At 39.3% G+C, this 21,825-nt stretch carries 21 protein-coding genes and 1 pseudogene; 10 read left to right on the top strand and 12 right to left on the bottom strand.

All coding sequences use genetic code 11. From position 1 onward, the window contains the following. Positions 1 to 88 precede the first annotated feature (88 nt). Positions 89 to 1,018, top strand: a complete 930-nt coding sequence (locus ABLB96_RS13445; RefSeq protein ID WP_348897059.1) for a LysR family transcriptional regulator — start codon at positions 89 to 91, stop codon at positions 1,016 to 1,018. Positions 1,019 to 1,079: 61 nt separating this feature from the next. Here ABLB96_RS13445 and ABLB96_RS13450 read toward each other — a convergent pair whose 3' ends face one another. The 5 genes from ABLB96_RS13450 to ABLB96_RS13470 all read right to left on the bottom strand — a co-directional run bounded on the left by ABLB96_RS13450 (position 1,080) and on the right by ABLB96_RS13470 (position 4,968). Further along, on the bottom strand, positions 1,080 to 1,946 hold the full coding sequence (locus ABLB96_RS13450) for a cysteine ABC transporter substrate-binding protein (protein WP_000209985.1): 867 nt from the start codon (positions 1,944 to 1,946) through the stop codon (positions 1,080 to 1,082). An 82-nt stretch (positions 1,947 to 2,028) separates the two neighbouring features. Next, entirely contained in the window at positions 2,029 to 2,889 is an 861-nt protein-coding gene (locus tag ABLB96_RS13455; protein ID WP_348897061.1) for a transporter substrate-binding domain-containing protein, read from the bottom strand. Positions 2,890 to 2,919: 30 nt separating this feature from the next. Beyond that, the gene (locus ABLB96_RS13460; protein ID WP_016685681.1) at positions 2,920 to 3,651 is read right to left on the bottom strand and encodes an ATP-binding cassette domain-containing protein; all 732 of its coding nucleotides are present in this window, start codon (positions 3,649 to 3,651) and stop codon (positions 2,920 to 2,922) included. Between the two features lie 2 nt (positions 3,652 to 3,653). Then, positions 3,654 to 4,319, bottom strand: a complete 666-nt coding sequence (locus ABLB96_RS13465; protein ID WP_000418067.1) for an amino acid ABC transporter permease — start codon at positions 4,317 to 4,319, stop codon at positions 3,654 to 3,656. Next, positions 4,309 to 4,968 (bottom strand): amino acid ABC transporter permease, encoded by a 660-nt coding sequence (locus ABLB96_RS13470; protein ID WP_001104469.1) that lies wholly within the window; start codon positions 4,966 to 4,968, stop codon positions 4,309 to 4,311. The genes ABLB96_RS13465 and ABLB96_RS13470 overlap by 11 nt, the downstream gene beginning before the upstream one ends. Positions 4,969 to 5,032: 64 nt before the next feature. On the opposite strand from ABLB96_RS13470, the gene ABLB96_RS13475 reads away from it, so the two are divergent. Further along, positions 5,033 to 5,137 carry a hypothetical protein gene (locus ABLB96_RS13475; protein WP_081404484.1) on the top strand — a complete coding sequence of 35 codons (105 nt, stop codon included), beginning with the start codon at positions 5,033 to 5,035 and terminating at the stop codon, positions 5,135 to 5,137. Positions 5,138 to 5,253: 116 nt separating this feature from the next. Here ABLB96_RS13475 and ABLB96_RS13480 read toward each other — a convergent pair whose 3' ends face one another. Then, entirely contained in the window at positions 5,254 to 5,538 is a 285-nt protein-coding gene (locus ABLB96_RS13480) for a GNAT family N-acetyltransferase (protein WP_017392947.1), read from the bottom strand. A 263-nt stretch (positions 5,539 to 5,801) separates the two neighbouring features. Between ABLB96_RS13480 and ABLB96_RS13485 the strand changes: the two genes are divergently transcribed. Next, positions 5,802 to 7,007, top strand: coding sequence for an MFS transporter (locus ABLB96_RS13485; RefSeq protein WP_348897062.1), 1,206 nt, complete (start codon positions 5,802 to 5,804; stop codon positions 7,005 to 7,007). On the opposite strand, the gene ABLB96_RS13490 is transcribed toward ABLB96_RS13485, so the two are convergent. Beyond that, positions 6,985 to 7,875, bottom strand: coding sequence for a LysR family transcriptional regulator (locus ABLB96_RS13490; RefSeq protein ID WP_000608482.1), 891 nt, complete (start codon positions 7,873 to 7,875; stop codon positions 6,985 to 6,987). The genes ABLB96_RS13485 and ABLB96_RS13490 overlap by 23 nt on opposite strands. 286 nt (positions 7,876 to 8,161) lie before the next feature. Here ABLB96_RS13490 and ABLB96_RS13495 point away from each other — a divergent pair. Then, positions 8,162 to 8,523 (top strand): annotated as a pseudogene (locus tag ABLB96_RS13495) (cyclophilin-like fold protein). Between the two features lie 45 nt (positions 8,524 to 8,568). After that, on the top strand, positions 8,569 to 9,639 hold the full coding sequence (locus ABLB96_RS13500; protein ID WP_348897063.1) for an alpha/beta hydrolase: 1,071 nt from the start codon (positions 8,569 to 8,571) through the stop codon (positions 9,637 to 9,639). 46 nt (positions 9,640 to 9,685) lie between these two features. Here ABLB96_RS13500 and ABLB96_RS13505 read toward each other — a convergent pair whose 3' ends face one another. Both ABLB96_RS13505 and ABLB96_RS13510 read right to left on the bottom strand, forming a co-directional pair. Continuing rightward, on the bottom strand, positions 9,686 to 10,645 hold the full coding sequence (locus ABLB96_RS13505) for a response regulator transcription factor (protein ID WP_348897064.1): 960 nt from the start codon (positions 10,643 to 10,645) through the stop codon (positions 9,686 to 9,688). After that, the gene (locus tag ABLB96_RS13510) at positions 10,642 to 14,106 is read right to left on the bottom strand and encodes an ATP-binding protein (protein ID WP_348897065.1); all 3,465 of its coding nucleotides are present in this window, start codon (positions 14,104 to 14,106) and stop codon (positions 10,642 to 10,644) included. Before ABLB96_RS13510 ends, ABLB96_RS13505 begins: the two co-directional genes overlap by 4 nt. A 195-nt stretch (positions 14,107 to 14,301) precedes the next feature. On the opposite strand from ABLB96_RS13510, the gene ABLB96_RS13515 reads away from it, so the two are divergent. After that, a complete protein-coding gene (locus ABLB96_RS13515; protein ID WP_348897066.1) occupies positions 14,302 to 15,918 on the top strand; it encodes an allantoin permease in 1,617 nt (538 codons plus the stop codon). 57 nt (positions 15,919 to 15,975) lie between these two features. On the opposite strand, the gene ABLB96_RS13520 is transcribed toward ABLB96_RS13515, so the two are convergent. Further along, positions 15,976 to 16,431 carry an Lrp/AsnC family transcriptional regulator gene (locus ABLB96_RS13520; RefSeq protein ID WP_000376211.1) on the bottom strand — a complete coding sequence of 152 codons (456 nt, stop codon included), beginning with the start codon at positions 16,429 to 16,431 and terminating at the stop codon, positions 15,976 to 15,978. 156 nt (positions 16,432 to 16,587) lie between these two features. Between ABLB96_RS13520 and ABLB96_RS13525 the strand changes: the two genes are divergently transcribed. Continuing rightward, positions 16,588 to 17,199, top strand: coding sequence for a LysE family translocator (locus ABLB96_RS13525; RefSeq protein ID WP_348897067.1), 612 nt, complete (start codon positions 16,588 to 16,590; stop codon positions 17,197 to 17,199). A 72-nt stretch (positions 17,200 to 17,271) separates the two neighbouring features. Here ABLB96_RS13525 and ABLB96_RS13530 read toward each other — a convergent pair whose 3' ends face one another. Continuing rightward, positions 17,272 to 17,883: a translesion error-prone DNA polymerase V autoproteolytic subunit gene (locus ABLB96_RS13530; protein WP_348897068.1), complete on the bottom strand. Its 612-nt coding sequence runs from the start codon at positions 17,881 to 17,883 to the stop codon at positions 17,272 to 17,274. 286 nt (positions 17,884 to 18,169) lie between these two features. On the opposite strand from ABLB96_RS13530, the gene ABLB96_RS13535 reads away from it, so the two are divergent. Next, positions 18,170 to 18,403 carry a hypothetical protein gene (locus ABLB96_RS13535; protein ID WP_348897069.1) on the top strand — a complete coding sequence of 78 codons (234 nt, stop codon included), beginning with the start codon at positions 18,170 to 18,172 and terminating at the stop codon, positions 18,401 to 18,403. Between the two features lie 62 nt (positions 18,404 to 18,465). On the opposite strand, the gene ABLB96_RS13540 is transcribed toward ABLB96_RS13535, so the two are convergent. Further along, entirely contained in the window at positions 18,466 to 19,869 is a 1,404-nt protein-coding gene (locus ABLB96_RS13540; protein ID WP_348897070.1) for a KGG domain-containing protein, read from the bottom strand. Positions 19,870 to 20,348: 479 nt separating this feature from the next. Here ABLB96_RS13540 and ABLB96_RS13545 point away from each other — a divergent pair, with 479 nt between their 5' ends. Next, positions 20,349 to 20,753, top strand: a complete 405-nt coding sequence (locus tag ABLB96_RS13545) for a DUF6367 family protein (protein WP_348898381.1) — start codon at positions 20,349 to 20,351, stop codon at positions 20,751 to 20,753. A gap of 139 nt (positions 20,754 to 20,892) precedes the next feature. After that, positions 20,893 to 21,771 carry an SDR family oxidoreductase gene (locus tag ABLB96_RS13550; RefSeq protein WP_348898363.1) on the top strand — a complete coding sequence of 293 codons (879 nt, stop codon included), beginning with the start codon at positions 20,893 to 20,895 and terminating at the stop codon, positions 21,769 to 21,771. Positions 21,772 to 21,825: the final 54 nt, after the last annotated feature.

Genomic DNA, 21,825 nt, shown 5'->3' on the forward strand with positions numbered 1-21,825 from the left:
CAATTTAGTTCCTAAAAATCACCTAAAAGATTGTATTGCGATTTTTTAGACGCGATAATCCAATTAAAATCCAAATAACTTTTGCCTCATGAGCACAAATCAAAGTCTGGTTCTGTTAAATGAAATGGCGACTTTCGTTAAGGTTGTCGAGTCGGAAAGTTTTTCTGAAACTGCAAGGCAACTTGGTACCACACCTTCTGCTGTTAGTCGTGCAATTGCTCGTTTAGAACGAGCTTTAGGTACCCGCTTACTCTATCGGACTACCCGAAAACTTCGTTTAAGTGAAAGTGGACAACAGGTCTATCAACGTTGTTTAGATATGGTCAATGCGGCACAAGCAGTGATGGAAAGTTCGGGGCAATTTCATGTCGAACCTGAAGGTATTATTCGCATGAGTGTTCCCAAAGCTGTCGGGCATTTTATGATTCATCCGCATTTACCCGAGTTTTTAGATCGCTACCCGAAAATTGATATACAAATGCTATTAGAAGATCGTTATGTAGACCTGATTGATGATGGAGTCGATTTAGCACTTCGAATTACAGAGCAACCACCGGGTGGCCTTATGGGTCGAAAGCTCATTGATATTGATCATTTGGTTTGTGCTACGCCTGAATATTTGGCCAAGCATGGTACACCGAAGCATCCTCATGATTTAAAGCAGCATGAATGTATTTACTTGGGTGAGCAAGCCAGTGACTCAAAATGGAAATTTCAACAGGGAAATAAATCGATAAGTGTGGCTGTGCGTGGTCGTTATGCAGCAAACCATACCGGTGTGCGTTTGAGTGCTGCATTACAGCATTTAGGTATTGCGAGCTTGCCATACTTCGTTGCACGCCATGCACTACAACAAGGTAGCTTAGTTCAGGTTTTACCAGATTGGTATTTTAAGACCTATTATAGTGGTGGGCTGTGGTTACTTTACCCACCGACACGACATGTTCCGCCTAAATTGAGTGTGTTGATTCAATATTTGGCAGATAAATTAGCAGCAGAGCCGACTTTAAAAATTTAGACGGCTCTTAGCTCAAGCAAATACTATCTAGAATCCTAGTCATTAAGGGCTATGAGTAAAACTACTCAACCAATAGATCTTTTGGATTAATCGTATCGCCATAGACTGGTTTTAACGTTTTTTCATAAGCCTGATGAATCACGCCTTCCTTAGCCAGTTTCTCTAAATCTTGGTTTAACCAATCCAGCAACTCTTTATCACCCTTTTTCACTGCTGGCGCAATTAAGTCCTGCTCACCTAAATTGGTAATGCCAACGGTGTAATTTGGATTTTCTTTAGCCCAAGCTAAAACCAGCAAGTTATCATGTGCAAGCGCAGCACCACGACCATCTTTTAAAGCATCAAAAGTTTCAGTGTTTTGTTCATACTTTTGTAATTTAATTTCAGGATGAGTCTTGGTGAAGAATGAATCAGCTGTCGTCCCTTTGTTTACCAACAAAGTTTTATCTTTAAGTTGAGCAACATCGGTAATCGGATGACTTTTAGGAGAAACCACACCTAGTGCCACTTTTAGGTAAGGCTTAGCAAAATCGACAACTTCTTTACGTTCTGGCGTAACGGTAAAGTTGGCAAAAATAATATCCACTTTATTGGCTTTTAAGTATTCGACACGGTTAGCCGCTTCAGTTAAAACAAACTCAACTTTATTTTCATCACCCAGCAAATCTTTAGCGACATGCTTAGCAATCTCTACATCAAAACCTTGATTTTTACCTTGAGCATCTAAATATCCAAACGGCGGTTTATCACTAAATACACCAATTCGTACCACGCCGTTCTTTTTGATCTGTTCAATACTCGACACAGTTTGTGTGGTATCTGCCGTTTTTTCAGTAGACTGAGTTCCTTTGTCACATGCAACTAAACCTAAACTCAGTAAAGACGCAGCTAAAATATGCTTCACGTTTTGAAATGTTAATGTTGTCATTATTTCACCCTATCATTCTTGTAAAAGTCTTATTTAAAATCGCAGCGCCTACTGCTAGACACTGTTTTAGCGATATCGAAAATTATTGGCCTACATCTAAAAATACATTCGGATTGACCGAGTCACCGTAAATTGGTTTCAAGGTTTCATCATAAATTTTATTAATTTCACCACTTGTTCTGAGCTGCTTAATTTCAGTATTAAGCCAATTCAATAATTGGGTATTGCCCTTTTTAACTGCTGGCGCAATAAACTCTTGATCACCAATAGACTGAATGCCTGCTACATAGCTTGGGTTCTTCGCGGCCCATGCCAAAGCATAAGTACTATCTTGTGAAATCGCGTCACCACGACCATCAGTTAATGCTTTGAAGGCATCCGAGTTTCTTTCAAACTTAAGTAAATTTACTTTTGGATAATGCTTGGTAAAGTAGGTATCTGAACTTGTGCCTTTGTTTACAATTAAGGTTTTACCTTCTAATTGAGCAATGTCAGTAATCGGCTTAGCTTTAGGCGAGACAATACCAAAAGCACCTTTTAAATAAGACTCGGCAAAATCGACAACCTCTTTACGTTCTGGCGTTACCGTAAATGTCGCGAATACAACATCGGCGCGATTCGATTTTAAAAACTCCACCCGATTTGAAGCTTCAGTCACAATAAACTCAACTTTCTTTTCATCACCGAGCAAATCTTTAGTCACCCGTTTTGCTAAAGCCACATCAAAGCCTTGATTATTACCTGCACTATCAACGTAACCAAACGGCGGATCATCGGCAAAAACGGCAACGCGTAGAACTCCATTTTTTTTGACTTGCTCTAAAGAATGGTCTGCTTGAGCATTACTTGCCTGTTCAGTTGATGGCGTTTTACTACATGCAGTTAACAACACCCCAGCAACAGCAAGACTGCTTAATATTTTTATCGAATTACGTTTAAACATTCACTTCCTCATGATTCAAATAATAAAAATTTAGTACGACAAAATATTTAGAAAGGCTTTCGCTCGTTCTGTTTTTGGCTGTTCAAAAAATTCTTCTGGTGAAGCCTGTTCAATAATCTTGCCCTTATCCATAAAAATAATGCGGTCAGCAACCTTACGTGCAAAGGACATCTCATGTGTCACAATCAACATGGTCATTCCTTCATTCGCTAACTTGAGTACTACATCGAGCACTTCCCTCACCATTTCCGGGTCAAGCGCAGCGGTAATTTCATCAAGTAAAATCACTTGAGGTTGCATGACCAGTGAACGGACAATGGCTATACGCTGTTTTTGTCCACCAGAAAGTTGTCGTGGATAATCAAGTTTTCGCTCATATAGCCCGACTCGCTTTAGCAATTCATCTGCGACTTGTTCAGCTTCATCACGGTGGCGTTTTTGTACTTTGAGTGGTCCAAGCAAAATATTGTCAATGACGTTCATATGCCCAAATAGCTCATAGTTTTGAAAAACCATGCCAATTTTTTGACGAGCATTAGTCCAGTCCACATCTTTACCAAGCACACCTGAGCCAGTTAAACGGATTTCACCACCCTGAATCGGTTCCAAGCCATTAATACAGCGCAATAAAGTACTTTTTCCGCAGCCCGATGGACCTAAAATAACAACCACTTCTCCTTGTTCTACATCCAGATCAATGCCCTGTAAAATATGACTTTGTGCAAATGATTTCTGTAATTGTTGTATCGATAACAAAAGCATAATTACTCCCAGACCTTTTCTAAATGTGCCGCCAAACGCGATAAGGGATAGCAAATTAGAAAATACAAAATAAAAATAAAGCCATAAATCCAAAGAGAAGCACTCGGCACGGTTAACAGCGAATTTTCAATAATTTGCTGGCCAACTTTAATGACCTCAACTACACCAATCAGGACTGCCAAGGAACTAGTTTTCACCATTCGGGTAAATAAATTAATCGCGCCAGGAGTTACTCGTTTTAAACTTTGCGGAAAAATGACATAGACCAAAGCTTGAACATGGGTAAGTCCGAGCGCATAGGCCGAATCACGTTGATGCTGATCAATCGAAGTAATGGCAGCACGAACCAAATCGCCCATTTCAGCCGTACCCCATAAAACAAACACAACAACGCAAACCCACATTGCAGAAAACTGCCAGTTAAACCATGTCGCAAAGCCGAAATAAAACACAAACAGCAAAACTAAAATTGGAATGATTCGAATCGCTTCTAAATACAGACGGCACAATGCTTTAACGACTATGTTTTTAGAAGTCATAATGACGCCGAAAACTGTGCCGAAAATTGCAGAGAAAAAGACCGAAATAAAAGCAATTTTTGCAGTTGCCCAAAGTCCCCACATTAAACGTTCGAGGTGACTCGCTTGAAATAGATAATCAAGTTCCATGGCTCACCTTCCGACTTCTGTGCTCCAGATAACTGGTTAAAATAGACACGGGCAATAAAATAATCAGATAAGCCATGATGAGTAAAAACAGAGCTTCCGTAGTTTTATAATCCATGCCAATTAAGTCTTTGGTCACAAAAAGCAGTTCAACGACAGCAATGGCACTCACCACAGAACTTTCTTTAATTAGAAATAGGCAATTTGCCCCGATTGCCGGAATTGAAATAGCCAGTGCTTGAGGAAAAATGACATATCTAAAAATTTGAATCGGTTGCAGACCAATACTTTTTGCTGAGTCAATTTGCCCTTTTGCCACAGACTGTAAACCTGCTCGGAAAGCTTCAGCCATATAGCTTCCGCCTAAAAAGGTCAGTCCGATTACACCGCAAGTGAAACCATCGATTTTGATACCGAGTTTTGGCAAACCGTAATACAAAAAGAAAAGTTGGATTAATAAAGGGGTATTTCGAGATAACTCAATATAGAACTGGGCAATTCTATTTAGCACCCGCACGCGATATGTGATTAAAATACTGCAAATCAGCCCTACAATAATCGCCAGAATAATGCTGATAATTGAAATTTTCAGCGTGGTCAAAGTTGCAGAGAAAAATTGCGGCAACACACTATGGATATACTGCCAGTTCAAGGAAAATTCCAACAAATAATATTAAAACGTTATAAATATTTAGCTTTCGTCAGCCATTAAATATTTGTGTAACGAGTTTATTTTTTTCCCAATTGGTCTAAAACTATTTTTATTAGATAAGCTTTTCTATAAGTTTGATAAATTCGATTTGGTAAACGAAAACTGTTAACTCAGTTGAAGACAACTGCTTAAAACATATTCACTAAAACAAAGATGAATAATAAAACTAATAAAAAAATCGGACACCACGGCCCGATTTTTATTAAATGATTTTCAATTTATTGCTTATTTTCTAAGTACATCACCAATACTTGGGTCTTTATCAAAAACTGATTTTGCATATGGGCAAAGTGGAATTACTTTTACGTCTTTTTCACGAACAAAAGCTACCAAAGCATCCAGTAATTGTCGACCTACCCCTTGTCCGCGATAATTTTCATTCACATCTGTCGAATCAATAATCAGCATGCTTTCGCCTGCCCATGTATAAGTCATTTCACCTGCAACGGTTTCACCATCAAGTAAGCTAAAGCTGCCGTGTTTTGTATCATCTTTTTGTTGAATATTCACAATGAATTCCTCGTATTACAACTCATATTTATTTAGAAATGACTTTGTATAATCTTTATCTATAAGAACAAATTTAACTGTAAAAAAATAGCCTGTTTTTAGCAGTGAGTCTGTATGCTTTTTAAATACAATTCATGCATAAAACTCATAATTCTATTCGTAATTCTGCGTCTAATCCTTTCAAATCATTGCTGTTAAGCTCTGCGACCGGATTTTATTCATTTCATTTATGAAAATTAAATGGTTTTGAGATGGGAAATTTTATGTCTTCTTTTCATCAAACTGAGCCAAGCAAACATGAGAATACAACACCTGCATGGGGTGCAGTATTTGTAATGTCGCTCTGCTGCGCAGTATTAATTGCATCTGAGTTCATGCCTGTAAGTTTACTCACTCCCATTTCTGCAGATTTAAACATGAGTGAGGGCCAAGTGGGGCAAGCTATCGCAATTTCAGGTATTTTCGCCGTGATGACCAGTCTAACAATTAGCCGTGTATTTAAGGCAAGGGATCGACGTCATATCATTTTATTACTCACCCTACTGATGATTGTTTCTGGCATAGTCATTACATTTGCCCATTCTGCGGCTTTGTTTATGTTGGGTCGTGCAATCTTAGGCGTAGTTATTGGCGGTTTTTGGGCGATGTCGACATCAATTGTCATGCGACTCGTTCCTCCGCTTTCAGTACCTAAAGCACTCGGGTTATTAAATGGCGGAAATGCCTTAGCGACAACCATTGCAGCACCATTAGGCAGTTTTTTAGGTTCAATTATTGGATGGCGTGGCGCTTTTTTTTGTATTGTTCCTATCGCGATTGTTGCACTTATTTGGCAATTTAAAAGTATGCCCTCTCTTCCAGCAATCTTGTCGGCCGAGAAATCGAAAAACCCATTTGGTTTACTAAAACGCCCAATTGTACTTTATGGGATGACAGGAATTTTATTGCTGTTTATGGGCCAATTTGCACTATTTACCTATTTACGCCCATTTCTAGAAACTGTTACTCATGTCAATGCAAGCATGTTATCTATTTTATTATTAATCTTGGGTTTAGCAGGTTTAATCGGTACATTTGTAATTAGTTTAATCCTCCACCAACATGTTTATCGTTATCTGATTCTTATTCCATTGATCATGGCAGCAATTGCTGGAGCTTTTGTGCTAGGTGGTGAGAATTTATGGTTCATTGCAATATTGATGGGTTTATGGGGCTTTATTGGAACGTCAGCACCTGTTGCATGGAACACATGGCTTGCCCAGACACTACATCAAGATGCCGAAATTGGCGGTGGTTTGATGGTTGCGATTATTCAATTTGCAATTACTCTAGGCGCAACTATAGGCGGATTATTATATGACTCACATGGCTATAGCACCACGTTCTATATGAGCGCAACGATTTTGCTATTAGGCGCAATTACTGCTTTTCTCACATGGCGAAATGCTATTCACGTAGCACATCAATAACCAACCGTAACGCAGGTGAAAGTTGTCTTCGATGTGGATAGTACAAATGGTATCCGGGAAACTGGATACTGTACTCTTCCAAAACTTGAATCAGATTTCCCTCTTTTATATCTTCTCGAATCAAATCTTCGGGAATATAAGCAAGTCCAAATCCAGCTCTAACAGCTTCAACAATATCGTAGCTTTCATTAAATATCCATTGTCCTTGAATTTTGATTTTTGACTCTTGACCATCTTTGACAAATTCCCATGCGTAAACACTGCCTTGAGTCGTTAAACGAAAGCCAATACATTGATGACTTACTAAATCTTTAGGCGATTGTGGAATTCCATATTTTTCAAAATATGCCTGAGTTGCTATCACCACCATTTTGACATCTGGGCTAATACGTACCGCAATCATGCCATCAGCTACACGGCTTCCAAAACGAACCCCTGCATCAAACCGCTCAGCAACAATATCGACCATCCCACTATTGGCAGTTAGTTCAACTTGCACATCTGGATATTCACCAGCAATCTTTTTAAGTTTGGGAATCAGCACTTCCCGTATTGCATGGCTACTGGCATTAATCCGAACTGTACCAGCGGGTTGGTCTCGAAATGAAGTTAAAAGGGATAATTCATTATCAATCTGATCGAAGCTGGCACTAATCGTTTGTTTCAACCTTTCGCCTGCTGCTGTAGGTGAAACACTACGTGTGGTTCTGGTCAGGAGCAACATTCCCAAACGTTCTTCTAAACCTCGAATGGTATGGCTTAGGGCAGATTGTGAAATTCCCATTTTCCCAGCAGCCTTAGTAAAACTGCCCTCTCGAGCCACCATGAGAAAGGCATAAAGATCATTATAGTTTTCTTTATTTATCATCTGCTTTTATCTCTGTTCAAGGTTCAATATCATTATAGAGTATAAAACTATTCATGAATATTACTCATAAGTCCATGTTTGTTTTTTAGACTAATTATTAAAAAGAAGATTCGTTAAAATCCATATCAAGCAGTAAACATGAAGATTTAAATAAACTGAGGCGATTATTATGAGTCATTTTATTATTGTAAAAAATTAATGAATCACACTCATATCTTTACGTTAAAGAATAAATAGCTTCATTGCACTTATATGCTTTTTTCTTAAAGAAGTGAGGTGAGTTGATATGGCTAATTATAAGTTTTTTAGAGGCTTAGTCAGCCTATGTATTTTGTTCTCAATTACTTCCGCCTCTTATGCAATAAAGCCTCAAGGTAAAAATCAACAAAGGATATCAAAGATTATGACTCTACTGAAAAAATAGCTGATCTACCCAACAAGCTAATTACACAAAACGCGCCTCATGGATATGCCGGAAAAGCGGGTGATCTTACCTATTATGCTCCTTGGGGCAATCTGGCTTTTTTCTATAAAGATTCACATGTTGGTTACGCCAATGGTCTCATTTTTCTTGGAAAACTAGATGCTATTCCCCAAGCATTCAAGCAAAACCAACCGATCAAAATTTCAATTTCTCAAATCAAATAAGCATGTAGCTATTCACCCATTCACATTGTTTAAATTGAGGTATTTATGAGTACATCTCCCTTGTTTAAAAAGCTAAAAACCCATACAGCGGCTGCAATTTGTGCAGCAACTATTGGTCTATTTTCTTCAACTTCTGCTATGGCGGCCGATATGTCTAATGGTGCAAATAACTTCTATCAAAGTCAGCAAGTGACTATTCAAAAGGTGACTTTTAAAAATCAATACAATATGGATATTGTCGGCAATCTGGTTATTCCCCAAAATTTGAATAAAAAGACTAAAGCCTCTGCAATTGTAATTGGTCACCCTATGGGGGCTGTAAAAGAACAAAGCTCTATGCTTTATGCACAAAAACTGGCTGAACAAGGTTTTGTGACCTTAGCAATTGATCAATCATTTTGGGGTGAAAGCGCGGGCCAACCAAGAAATGTGGTTGCACCAGACATTTATGCAGAAGCGTTTAGTGCCGCTGTAGATTATTTGGGAACACAATCTTTCATTGACCCTAATAATATTGGTGTACTCGGTATTTGTGGAAGCGGGAGCTTTGTCATTAGTGCAGCAAAAATTGATCCGCGTTTAAAAGCTATTGCCACTGTAAGTATGTACGACATGGGTGCAGCAAACCGCAATGGCTTACGTCACTCACAAACCCTAGAGCAAAGAAAGCAAATTATTGCAGAAGCCGCTGCACAGCGTTATGTTGAATTTAAAGGTGGTGAAATCAAATATACCAGCGGAACTACGCATGAGCTAACAGCAGATACACACCCTATTCAACGCGAATTTTACGACTTTTATCGCACTCCACGCGGAGAATATACGCCTAAAGGCTCATCGAGAGAGCTTACAACTCACCCAACGCTCACAAGTAATGTCAAATTTTTAAACTTCTATCCATTTAACGACATTGAAACGATTTCACCACGTCCGATGTTGTTTATTACAGGTGATCAGGCTCATTCAAAGGAGTTTAGTGAAGAAGCTTATAAACTCGCAGGCCAACCTAAAGAACTTTACTACGTTAAAGGTGCTGGACATGTCGATTTATATGATCGGGTCGATCTCATTCCATTTAATAAATTAACCAGTTTCTTTAAACAAAACTTGAAGTAAGAAAAATGATAGAGGCTCTCTAAGGGCCTCTAGCCTTTTAATTAAGTTAATGAAACTCTTGCACCAAACTATTAATGTGCGCCACAGCAGCAGTTCGATTTTCAACGCAAAGTTTTTCAAACACATGCTCTAAATGCTTATTTACCGTCCGTGGACTCAGCTCCAAGATTTCGGCAATATCTTTATTGGTTTTCCCTAACAACAACCAGTGCATGACTTCTGCCTCACGTTGAGTCAACTGCGGACAATATTTCAAAATATCAGCCATTTCTAAGGCAGGTGTAGAAGTCTTAATCTGTATCAGATAGTTTTTTGCCACACTTGGGTTAGTCTCCCACGGCGTGAGCAATAAAAGCTGTAATTGCTGAGATGGTGTTGAATAAGAACAGCTGGTTAATTTTTTGGGGTCTTTTTCATGTTCCAAGTCTGAAAACCAAGCTTTTAAACCTGCTTCAAAACCCTCTAATTCAGATAAATATTGATTCAGTAAATCACTGGCTTTTTGAGTTTTCCACACAATTTTACCGTGAACATCTAGCGCGAGAATGGCTGTTTCCGTTGCATCAATCACCTGTTTTTGTTGTTGCAATAATTTGGCATGTGCCAAATGCGTTTTCACTCTTGCCAGTACTTCTTCAATATTCAGGGGTTTGGTCACATAATCCACCCCACCCACCTGAAAACCACGCACTATATGTTCTGTTTCCGACAAGCCTGTCATAAAAATGACGGGAATAAACTGCGTAATTGGACTCGCTTTAAGCTGTATACAACTTTCAAAACCATCCATATGTGGCATATTGCCATCAAGCAAAATCATATCAGGTAAGCATCGGTGTGCTATTTCAATAGCACTCAACCCATCGGTTGTGACAAGTACGCGATAACCTGCCTGATCTAGACTTTCATGTAGCAAGCCTAAATTTTCAGGCACGTCATCCACAATCAGAATAACAGCCTGCTCGTTTGGCGAAGCTTGCTGAAAAGAAACATGTTGCGTACTCATTGCTTATCCTGAATTAATCGTTGGGCGTGTTTTAAATCAAACTTTTGAATAGCCTGTTCAAGCTGCTCCCATAACTCATCATGCTCCGGAAAACTTTGACGGCATTGCGTTAAAGTCTGTTGAATTCCTCGAATATAACCCTGTCCAATCAAATCATTTAACTGTTGCAAGCTTTGCGGTAAATCGAGCAGATCATTATTTTCAGTTTGTTTAATTGGTTCATGAACAAGGATTTCCTCTTGCTTAAACACATTTATATCCAGTGCTTGAACTTCATTATTTTCAAGGTGTACATCTGATTTAGAATCAATCCACACCAAGCCTAACTTATCTCCAATTTTACTGAGCAATAAATTGAGATCGATTGGTTTTAGCATAAAGTCTTCACTTAAGACGGCATCTTGTGGATTGACTTCACGCTCGCCTGCATTGGCTGAAATAATTAAGATCGGCACATTGGTAATATTATTCTGACGCAATAATCGCGCAGTTTCCCAACCGCCCATCATAGGCATATTTAAATCCATCAAAATCAGGTTAGGTTGAAAAATAGGTACTCGTCTTAAACAGTCAATGCCTGACTCGGCTTCTTCAATCATAAATCCTAAAGGTTTTAGAAAATTAGCGACTAAGCCTCGATCCACCGCTTCATTATCGACAACCAAAATTCGTTTACGCTCACCTTGATAGCCTGTAATCTGGTTAGAGTAAACATTAGAAATCGGATGAACTACTTCTTTTGAAGGTAAGTAAAACTTAATCTTAAACTGTGAACCTTGATTGAGCTGACTAGTCACAGATAGTTGACCACCAAGTAAATCGACCAACAATTTGACAATCGGTAGTCCGAGTCCTGTTCCGGTAAATCCACCTTGCACTACATTGCTGCCCCGTTCAAATGGATTAAATATTCGCTCTAAATCTGCTTCTGCAATACCACAGCCCGTATCTCTAATTTCAAAATAAGCCGTTTGAAAACGATACTCAACTTTCAAAGTAATTGTACCGCTGGTCGTAAACTTTAAAGCATTGCCCAGTAAATTGATGAGTACCTGTTCTAAGCGTTTTTTGTCGGTACGCACATAGTGCGGTAGGTTCTCTCCAATTTCATAAATAAACTGTAAATTCTTCTGTTCAAACTGAGGCTGAAACATTTGAATAATCTGTTCAATAAAATTGGGAAAATGAACATCCACTACGTTTAAAGAAATTTTGCCTGTTTCAATTCGTGCTAAATCTAGTAAACCATCAATCAATGAAGTCAGATGCTGTCCACTGCGGCTAATCACCCCGAGCGCCATTTTGCCTTGTTCTGAAAGCTGTTCTTGTTTTTGAAGTAATTGGCTATAGCCCAAAATACTATTTAGAGGTGTTCGTAGTTCGTGGCTAATACCAATGACATAACGACTTTTTGCATCATTTGCCCGTTCTGCTGAAATTCTGGCATCTTGCAGGTCTTTTGAAGTGACTTCATGGGCAGCAATTTCATCAATCAATAATGCTGTTTGTTGGTGTGTCTCAATTTCGGCATTACGGCGGCTTTCATCGTTTAACACTAACCACCATGCAGCAACACTCATTAATAAAAATAAGATGGTGTAAATTTTGATAAACAGTGTAAATAGTTGAGGAACGGCTGCCGCATTAATTGTTTCTAAATAGGTTTTTTCTTGGATATAAACCAGACTTAAACTCACTGCCAAAACAATAGAAAGCCCTAGAGTCAACAATAGATACAAACTGACCCTGCTATTTAAACGGCTCGCCCAACGTTCTGGTAAATAGTGCCAAATGGCTTTTTTGAGTTGTACTGACCAGCGTGCATCGGGTTTACATAAATCGTGGCAGCGTGCTTCAAGTGAACAGCATAACGAGCAAATCGTACCGTTATAGGCTGGGCAGCCCGCCATATCGGCAAGTTCATAGTCCCGTTCACACACCACACAGTTTGCAACTGAGGTTGCCTGAATTTTTTCAGGCTGACGTGCGATGTAATATTTGCCTTTGGTTAAGTAAGCAATGATAGGAACACATAACACTGCACTCCCTAAAGCAATAAAACTCGCCAAGCCTTTCGCCATGAGTCCGAAAAAGCCCAAATAACTCAGCATCGATAACACTGAGGCAATCAGTAATGCGCCCACACCTACGGGGTTAATGTCATATAAATAAGCACGGCGAAATTCAATTCCCTTTGGGCTTAAACCTAAAGGCTTACAAATAATTAAATCGGCAACAACGGCGCCAATCCATGCCAAAGCGATATTGCTATATAGTCCCAAAATGCGTTCAACTGCATGGCTAATTCCCATTTCCATCAAAACAATGGCAATAAAAACGTTAAAAAGAAGCCAGACAATTCGTCCCGGATGGCTATGAGTCAAGCGGGCAAAAAAGTTTGACCATGCCAGTGAACCAGCGTAGGCATTGGTCATATTAATTTTAATTTGCGCCAAGCAAACCAGTGCTAGAGTCAAGATTAAGGCAAGCTGAGGGTTTGGAATAAATTGCCGATAGGCAACCCAATACAGATATGTCGGATTGTCTAGTTCAGAGACTGGAATAAACAGCTGAAAAGCCAAAACCATCAGCAGCATGCCCATCAAAACTTTTAGAAATCCAAAAATAATCCAAGATGGGCCACCTAAAAAAACGGCAAAACGCCATGCGGTTCTATTTTTTTCTTGTTGGGGTAAAAAACGTAAATAGTCGGCTTGCTCACCAATTTGGATCACAAACGAAAAAATAAGAGTGCACGCCGCACCAAAGTAATACAGATTAAAATCGGTTGAGTTCGAAACCGCACCAACAAAATGCAGACTACTACTTAAAATTTGTGGCTGTTTCCAAAGTACAAAAAACCACGGCAATAACAGCAATAAAAGCCAGATTGGCTGAGTGATTGCCTGAACTTTATTAATAAAACCAATGCCTTTGACCACTAAAGGCAAAATTACTAAGGCAGAAATTAAGTAACCAATAACTTGCGGGATACCTAAAGCAAGCTCAAGTGCCATTGCCATAATGGCGGCTTCAAACGCAAGCAAAATAAAGGTAAAGCTGGCATAAATTAGAGATGTAATGGTCGAGCCAATGTAGCCAAAACCTGCACCACGAGTAAGCAAATCGACGTCTACATTATATTTTGCAGCGTAGTAACTAATCGGCCAACTGGTTAAAAATATGATGGTACATACCACAATTGCTGCCCAGACTGCATTGCTAAAGCCATACTGCCAAAGCATCGTCGCCCCAATGGCTTCCATCGCCAGAAAGCTAACGGTCGAAATTGCGGTATTGGTAACGGTCCAAGGTGACCACTTACGTACTGAGGTCGGTGCATAGCGCAGTGCATAATCTTCGATACTTTCATCTGCCACCCAAATATTATATTCACGGCGTGTTTTGATCACACGTTGTGGCGCTTGTTGGGGGCGTGAAGAATCTGGCATAACACTCATGTTTTGGATGTGGCTGCATTAAACCCAGCAATCCTTATGCCAAAAGTCATTTATCATGGCGTTTTTTTCAAATACGCACATATACGCAAAATAACGTATTTTCAATTTTTCCCAAAAATCACACACTCAAAACCATCAAAAAACAATGATCAATATTTGTGTTGATTGACCGAAAATGATTGGGAGATTGATGTTATGAGTGTATCTGAACATCCAAATCTGGACACTGTGCAAGGTACAGATTCACAAAAAGCAGTGAATGAAACCTTAGAAGATTATACTTTACGTTATGCTCCACACAGCTTTCGGCGCTGGAGTCCCAAAGTTGTCGCTATTACTGCTCTTGGTGGTATTGCCTATCTTGCTGACTTTTCTATTGGTGCCAGTATTGGTATGTCTTACGGAACAACTAATGCTGTTTTCTCCATTTTATTTGCAGCGATTATTATCTTCTTAACAGGCATTCCTTTGGCCTACTACGCAGCGCGCTATAACATTGACCTTGACTTGATTACCCGCGGTGCAGGTTTCGGTTATATCGGTTCGGTTCTGACCAGTATCATTTTCGCCAGTTTCACATTTATTTTCTTTGCCCTTGAAGGTTCAATCATGGCGCAAGGGTTATTGCTTGGTTTAGGTATTCCGCTTTGGGCCGGCTATCTCATCTCGACCATTATGGTTATTCCACTCGTCATTTACGGCATGAAAGCTTTAAGTAAATTACAAGTTTGGACCACTCCACTTTGGCTCGTTCTGATGATTGGTCCTGTGGCTTATCTAATTTACCAAGAGCCTACCTTAGTTAGCCAGTTTGCTACTTTTACAGGTAAAGAAGGTTTTGCAACCATAGACATGGCAGCAATCATGTTAGGTGCGGGTATTTGTTTATCGCTAATTATGCAAATTGGTGAACAAATTGATTACTTGCGTTTCATGCCTGCTAAAACAAAAGAAAACAGCAAAGCATGGTGGGCAGCCGTTATTTCAGCGGGTCCGGGTTGGGTGATTTTAGGGGCAATCAAACAAATTATCGGGGCATTTTTAGGTTTCTATTTACTTACTAAAATACCGGGTGTAAACAGTACTGAACCTGTTCAACAGTTTAATGCAGCGTTTCATGACATGCTTCCGGGATGGGCTGCTTTAACACTTGCAGTGATTTTGGTGGTTATTTCTCAAATTAAAATTAATGTGACCAATGCTTACTCTGGTTCCCTTGCATGGACAAGTGCCTACACACGTATTAGCAAACATTATCCGGGTCGGATTGTCTTTGTGATGGTGAACTTGGCAATTGCACTTGCTTTAATGGAAGGCAACATGTTTGCGGTATTGGGTAAAATCTTAGGGTTCTATTCAAACTTTGCGATTGCATGGGTTGTAGTTGTCGCAACAGATATTTCAATCAACAAATATGTTTTAAAACTTTCACCGAAAGAACCAGAATACCGCCGTGATATGCTCTACAACGTAAACCCTGTTGGTATGGTTGCATTCCTTGTATCAGCAGGCTTATCAATTGCAGCATTCTTCGGTTTACTTGGTAGCTTCTTGGCGCCTTACTCACCGCTTATCGCACTTGTGCTTGCTTTTGTCTTAACTCCAGTCATGGGCTTATTAACCAAAGGAAAATACTACATCAAGTCACACGATGACGGCATTAAAGAACCACGTTACGATGCTGAAGGCACCCCAGTTGCAACGGTTTACCACTGCCGCGTATGTGAGCAAGGCTATGAGCGTCCAGATATTATGTTCTCTCACAAACATAACGGCACGATCTGTTCTTTGTGTAAAACACTCGATGCTTAAATACTCTCGATACTAAAAAAGAAGCTTTAAAGCTTCTTTTTTTATATTTGCTGATTCTTAGCCGATCGGAAATAAACGCTCAGGCACCACATCTTTCATCACAATGGTTGAGATGAGTCGTTGCACACTTGGAATAGCAGATAATTTTTCATCATACAAACGCTGAAAAGCAGGTAAATCTTTAGCCACCACATGTAGCAAATAATCTGGCTCACCAAACAAGCGCTGCGCTTGAATAATTTGCGGGATATCAATTACAGCATTTTCAAACTTCTCGACTGCCTGTTTATCACCTTCTTTAAGCGTAATAAAAACAATCGCTGAAAATTCAAATCCCACTAAGTTTGGGTCGAGTTCTGCCCGATAACCTTTGATGGCTCCCGACTCTTCTAAAGCCTTCACTCGTCTATGACAAGGTGAAATGCTCAAACCGACTTTTTCTGCCAACTCAGTGATAGATAATCGGCCATTTAATTGCAATTCAGCAAGAATCTTTTTATCTGTGCGATCCATTTAGAAAAATTTACCCCAAATATGTGTGATATGAGCAAACATTTAAAAGCACATTCTAAATACATGAGCATATTATTTTCAACAAGCTCGAATAAATAGGTTTTTTTTCTAAACCACGAGTGAAACCTTTGGAAAATAGTTTGCCGAGATAAGCATATGGCTTTTAACATTTTTATTGCATTTTGGAGTGTCTCCATTCTTTTTATTATTACGCCAGGGGCAGACTGGGCCTATGCCATTTCGGCAGGTATTAAAGGTAAAGTCGTCGTACCTGCTGTTGCAGGTATGCTATTTGGGCACTTTATTACGATTTTATTGGTAGCGGCTGGTGTCGGTTTACTTGTAGCAAATCATCCAACTGCACTCATGATTCTAACGGTTGCGGGTTCGGCTTATTTGTTATGGATGGGAATAAATTTACTCATTACCCCACCTACTCCGAATCAGTCCGATTCTGAAAAAGCACAATCACGGTTAAGATGGGCAACTAAAGGTGTGTATGTAAGTGGCTTAAACCCAAAAGTTTTTTTACTTTTTTTAGCGCTGCTTCCTCAATTTATTGACACTACCGCTTCATGGTCCGTGACGACACAAATTCTTGCCTTTGGTGTTGTTCACATGATTAGCTGCGCGATTATTTACTTAATGGTAGGTTATGGTTCAGAAGCTATTTTAAAAACCAGACCACAGGCAGCTCAGATAGTTGGCCGTTTTTCGGGTGGTTTGATGGTCGTTATCGCAACGTGCTTATTGATTGGGCAAATTTAAAAAGACATTTAGTAAAAAGTTACTGATCGTGATTTCAGATCAGTAACTTTAATAAAAAATATAAGAAAAAATTTATCTCATACGTTTGAGGTTATAAGTCACTACTCCCCAAATCACCAGTTCTTGGCCTTCTTCAATATAAATATTTTGATAATCAGGATTTTCTGCTTTTAACCAGATTTTAGGAGGCTGAAATTGACTATCTATCATTAAGCGCTTAACAGTAAAATCATTGTCGATGAGTGCGATTACAATATCCCCCGATTTAGCGGAAATACTACGATCTACAATAAGTGGATCATCAATATCAATTCCAGCGTCTAGCATGGACAATGAATTGGCTTTGACAATAAACGTGGCATTTTCATTTCTAATTAAATATTCATTTAAATCGAGTGCTTGCTCAATATCATCTTGTGCTGGCGAAGGAAAACCTGCCGCAACACGTTCTGTTGCTAAAGGAATATGGTAAATTTTGTCGTTGTTCGGATGGACTTGCTGAACTTTAAGTTTGGAGCTGAAGTCTGTCTGATTATCGGTTTTGACATTATTCAGTAACCAATTTTTGATAAAGTTGACTTGAGATTCGGGAACACGAATGACTTTTGTGGGTTCATTGAACTGTGCTTTACGTCCGGCATTTTCTCGCGCACCACCATGCTCGAAGTCTTTTTTCTTTGACATATCCTCTCCATTTCACCGTTCAAGTCCTACACAAACAATGTAACTTGAAAAAGTTACATTTTCAAGTTGACGAAATATTTTTTTTGCATAACAATAAATTTCATGATCAGATTTTAATCCATTTTGCTTTTAACAGGGATGTTTTAATCAAAATGGCAATTTGAAGAAAATCAAAACCTATTGCGAAATAGTCCTTATCACTGACTGTTTTTGATTTTTTATCAAATGAAATTCTGGACACTTAACATTTGGTTAAATTCAGTTTTTTGGTATGGAGACATGCGAAATGAGAAATCAACGTGATGCTGTTTTAGGTTATGCAAATGAACAACATGCCTACTATATTCGTCTTATTGAAAATAATGCCGTGCTAGGCGAAAGCTATGGAATATTTTGTGAAAATCCAGATAGCGAAGCAGCAGAAAGTATTATGACGACGCTATTTTTAAAGAAATCTTTTTGGTTAAACGGGTCTGAATACCTTGATATTGTAAAAGGCCTACAACCTCTCCCTCAGTAAATACAGTAAATAAACTAAAAACAAAGGAAGCAAAAGCCTCCTTTGTTTTTAAAACATTCTGCTTAAGACGTAAAACGTCCGTAGGCATCACGTTTTTGATTACGAGAGTTTTGACCGCGGCCATCATAATCATCATCGTCTTCACGGCTGCGACCGCGTCCTCGACCACTTGAACGGCCACCACGATCATCATCTTCGTCGTCATCATGACGGCTGCGACCGCGGCCTCGACCACTTGAACGGCCACCACGATCATCATCTTCGTCGTCATCATGACGGCTGCGACCGCGGCCTCGACCACTTGTACGACCACGATCATCTTCATCGTCGTCATCATGACGGCTGCGACCGCGGCCTCGACCACTTGTGCGACCACGATCATCATCTTCATCGTCGTCATCACGACGGCTGCGACCGCGGCCTCGACCACTTGTACGACCGCGATCATCATCTTCATCGTCATCATCACGACGGCTACGACCACGTCCTCGGCCACTTGTGCGACCACGATCATCATCTTCATCGTCGTCATCATGACGACCGCGGCCTCGACCACTTGTACGACCACGATCATCATCTTCATCGTCGTCATCACGACGGCTGCGACCGCGGCCTCGACCACTTGTACGACCGCGATCATCATCTTCGTCGTCATCATGACGACTGCGACCGCGGCCTCGACCACTTGTACGACCACGATCCTCATCTTCATCGTCGTCGTCATGACGGCTGCGACCGCGGCCTCGACCACTTGTACGACCACGATCCTCATCTTCATCGTCGTCGTCATGACGGCTGCGACCGCGGCCTCGGCCACTTGTACGACCGCGATCATCTTCATCGTCATCATCACGACGGCTACGACCACGGCCTCGACCACTTGTACGACCGCGATCATCATCTTCATCGTCGTCGTCATGACGGCTGCGACCGCGTCCTCGACCACTTGTACGACCACGGTCATCATCTTCATCGTCATCATCATGACGGCTGCGACCGCGTCCTCGACCACTTGTGCGACCGCGATCATCATCTTCATCATCGTCATCATGACGGCTGCGACCTCGGCCTCGACCACTTGTACGGCCACGATCGTCATCTTCATCGTCATCATCACGACTACGGCCACGGCCTCGACCATTTGTACGGCCACCGCGATCATCATCTTCGTCGTCATCATAACGGCTGCGACCACGACCATTACGCTCATCGTTCTTATGACTTAACGCACCAGCTTCACGAGCCTCTTCCGAGGTAAATTCATGTGCATTACCACTTGCATGTGCAGCTCGTCCAGCTTCACGTGCTTCTTCTGAAGTAAATTCATGTGCATTGCCACTTGCATGTGCAGCACGCCCACCTTTACTGGCTATTTCTCTAACTCTTTCAGGATCCATACTCGCAAATCCACGATTTGAAGTACCTGAACTATTGTTATCTTGATCTTCATATCTAGCATTAGCCATAGTTATATCTTCCTATATTAAAATTATAGTCGCTACCGCTTCTATTTAACGGATAAATTTAAGATAAGAGATTTAAAATATTTTCCCAACTATGCTATGTATCAAGCTTTTTAAATGTATATAAAATAATGCGCATACAAAAACCTAAGATCATTATTTAACAAAGATTTTATTAATTAAAATATTTATAATTTATTTTTATTTTTACTTTTTAAATATTCCACATACCTATTATTACTCAAACCAACACACTAATATATTTTTACAAATACAGTTAAAAATTATTCTTAAATAACATAATCTTTCACAATGTACAAATCAATAAAAAGCAGAAACATCTCAGCTATTGAACAAACAAATCAAAATATAATTAAAATTACTTAAAAACAATAACATAAAACATTACACTTTTAAAAAAAATTTGCTTGAGTGATAAAAATCACCATTTAAAATTAATTTATATAATTTAAAAGGAATTAATTATGCAATTAAATCATTTACAATCAACACTACAATACATTCATATTTCAGTTCCTGAAATTTTACTTAGTAATATTCAGATTAAAAGCTCTTGGCAAGATTTCAACCAAGAATGGAGCTATAGATTAGATCCACCTCATGCTAGCCACCCATTTCAAAGAGATTTACATATTATTAAATCAAAAAATATTGAAAAAGAAGACATAAAAGAGCTATTGAATAATCTAGTAGCTAAAAATAAATCTGAATTAACATCTATAGTAGAAGCAGAAACAGTAATAAAAGAAATTTTAGATTTATCAGCTTATATACCTATAGAAAATTGGCTAAATGATACAGGTAATCGATCAATTATTGAAAGTATGATTGATAAAAATAAAGTTAAATTATTAGATATTATTTAACAATTTTAAACGTTATATTTTTTTACATCCTTATATATAAAATAACAAAGACAACTTTTTCAAAAAGACTATTTACTCATATTCACGTGCAGATTAATCACTATAGAGGGACTGAAATTTAAATAGAGGTAGTCTAGACATGGAAAATACGACAAACCAATATCCATCAGAAGCTCCTGCACAAGTTCAATCTCACCAACCAGGTGATCAGGAAAAAATGTATCCTGAACCGGAAATTATCAAAGCATCACATAAAGGCAGTGAAAAACTAAAAGGTAAAGTTGCCGTCATTAGTGGTGGTGATAGCGGTATAGGCCGTTCCGTTGCCGTATTATTTGCCCGTGAAGGTGCCGATATTGCCATACTTTATCTTGAAGAAGAACAAGATGCCGAAATCACCAAACAGCTTGTAGAAAAAGAAGGACAACACTGTCTTTTACTCAAGGGTGATATTTCCGATCCAGATCTTGCAAAACAAGGCATTGATAAGGTATTACAGCATTTTGGTAAAATTAATATCTTAGTGAATAATGCTGGAGTTCAATATCAACAAAAAGAAATTGAAAGTATTAGTAATGAACAATTAGAAAAGACATTTAAAACAAATATTTTTGCATTGTTTTATTTAACAAAAGAAGCAATTCCATATATGGAAGAAGGCGATACTATTATTAACACCACCAGTATTACCAGCTATCAAGGTCATGATGAGCTAATTGATTATGCAAGTACTAAAGGCGCAATTACTTCTTTTACACGTAGCTTATCAAATAATTTAATGAAACAGAAAAAAGGGATTCGGGTAAATGGTGTGGCCCCAGGACCAATCTGGACTCCTCTCATTCCAAGTAGTTTCGATGCAGAAACTGTCGAAAAGTTTGGTAAAGATACTCCTATTGGGAGAATGGGTCAGCCAAGTGAAGTTGCTCCTGCATATCTGTTCCTTGCCTCAGACGATGCAAGCTATATTACAGGTCAGGTTATTCATGTTAACGGTGGTCAAATCGTAAATGGTTAATTAACTCGATCATATTAAAAAAGCCCTGAAAGCATTAACTTTCAGGGCTTTTAT

This window comes from Acinetobacter sp. XH1741 (assembly GCF_041021895.1).
Classification (GTDB): domain Bacteria; phylum Pseudomonadota; class Gammaproteobacteria; order Pseudomonadales; family Moraxellaceae; genus Acinetobacter.

What these genes read in the sequence shown, in the direction of transcription:
- ABLB96_RS13510 (WP_348897065.1), bottom strand. Translation starts at nt 14,106, where the DNA reads ATGAGTGTTATGCCAGATTCTTCACGCCCCCAACAAGCGCCACAACGT.
- ABLB96_RS13490 (WP_000608482.1), bottom strand. Translation starts at nt 7,875, where the DNA reads ATGATAAATAAAGAAAACTATAATGATCTTTATGCCTTTCTCATGGTG.
- ABLB96_RS13465 (WP_000418067.1), bottom strand. Translation starts at nt 4,319, where the DNA reads ATGGAACTTGATTATCTATTTCAAGCGAGTCACCTCGAACGTTTAATG.
- ABLB96_RS13550 (WP_348898363.1), top strand. Translation starts at nt 20,893, where the DNA reads ATGGAAAATACGACAAACCAATATCCATCAGAAGCTCCTGCACAAGTT.
- ABLB96_RS13455 (WP_348897061.1), bottom strand. Translation starts at nt 2,889, where the DNA reads ATGTTTAAACGTAATTCGATAAAAATATTAAGCAGTCTTGCTGTTGCT.
- ABLB96_RS13515 (WP_348897066.1), top strand. Translation starts at nt 14,302, where the DNA reads ATGAGTGTATCTGAACATCCAAATCTGGACACTGTGCAAGGTACAGAT.
- ABLB96_RS13525 (WP_348897067.1), top strand. Translation starts at nt 16,588, where the DNA reads ATGGCTTTTAACATTTTTATTGCATTTTGGAGTGTCTCCATTCTTTTT.
- ABLB96_RS13505 (WP_348897064.1), bottom strand. Translation starts at nt 10,645, where the DNA reads ATGAGTACGCAACATGTTTCTTTTCAGCAAGCTTCGCCAAACGAGCAG.
- ABLB96_RS13450 (WP_000209985.1), bottom strand. Translation starts at nt 1,946, where the DNA reads ATGACAACATTAACATTTCAAAACGTGAAGCATATTTTAGCTGCGTCT.
- ABLB96_RS13460 (WP_016685681.1), bottom strand. Translation starts at nt 3,651, where the DNA reads ATGCTTTTGTTATCGATACAACAATTACAGAAATCATTTGCACAAAGT.
- ABLB96_RS13500 (WP_348897063.1), top strand. Translation starts at nt 8,569, where the DNA reads ATGAGTACATCTCCCTTGTTTAAAAAGCTAAAAACCCATACAGCGGCT.
- ABLB96_RS13535 (WP_348897069.1), top strand. Translation starts at nt 18,170, where the DNA reads ATGAGAAATCAACGTGATGCTGTTTTAGGTTATGCAAATGAACAACAT.
- ABLB96_RS13520 (WP_000376211.1), bottom strand. Translation starts at nt 16,431, where the DNA reads ATGGATCGCACAGATAAAAAGATTCTTGCTGAATTGCAATTAAATGGC.
- ABLB96_RS13540 (WP_348897070.1), bottom strand. Translation starts at nt 19,869, where the DNA reads ATGGCTAATGCTAGATATGAAGATCAAGATAACAATAGTTCAGGTACT.
- ABLB96_RS13530 (WP_348897068.1), bottom strand. Translation starts at nt 17,883, where the DNA reads ATGTCAAAGAAAAAAGACTTCGAGCATGGTGGTGCGCGAGAAAATGCC.
- ABLB96_RS13485 (WP_348897062.1), top strand. Translation starts at nt 5,802, where the DNA reads ATGTCTTCTTTTCATCAAACTGAGCCAAGCAAACATGAGAATACAACA.
- ABLB96_RS13445 (WP_348897059.1), top strand. Translation starts at nt 89, where the DNA reads ATGAGCACAAATCAAAGTCTGGTTCTGTTAAATGAAATGGCGACTTTC.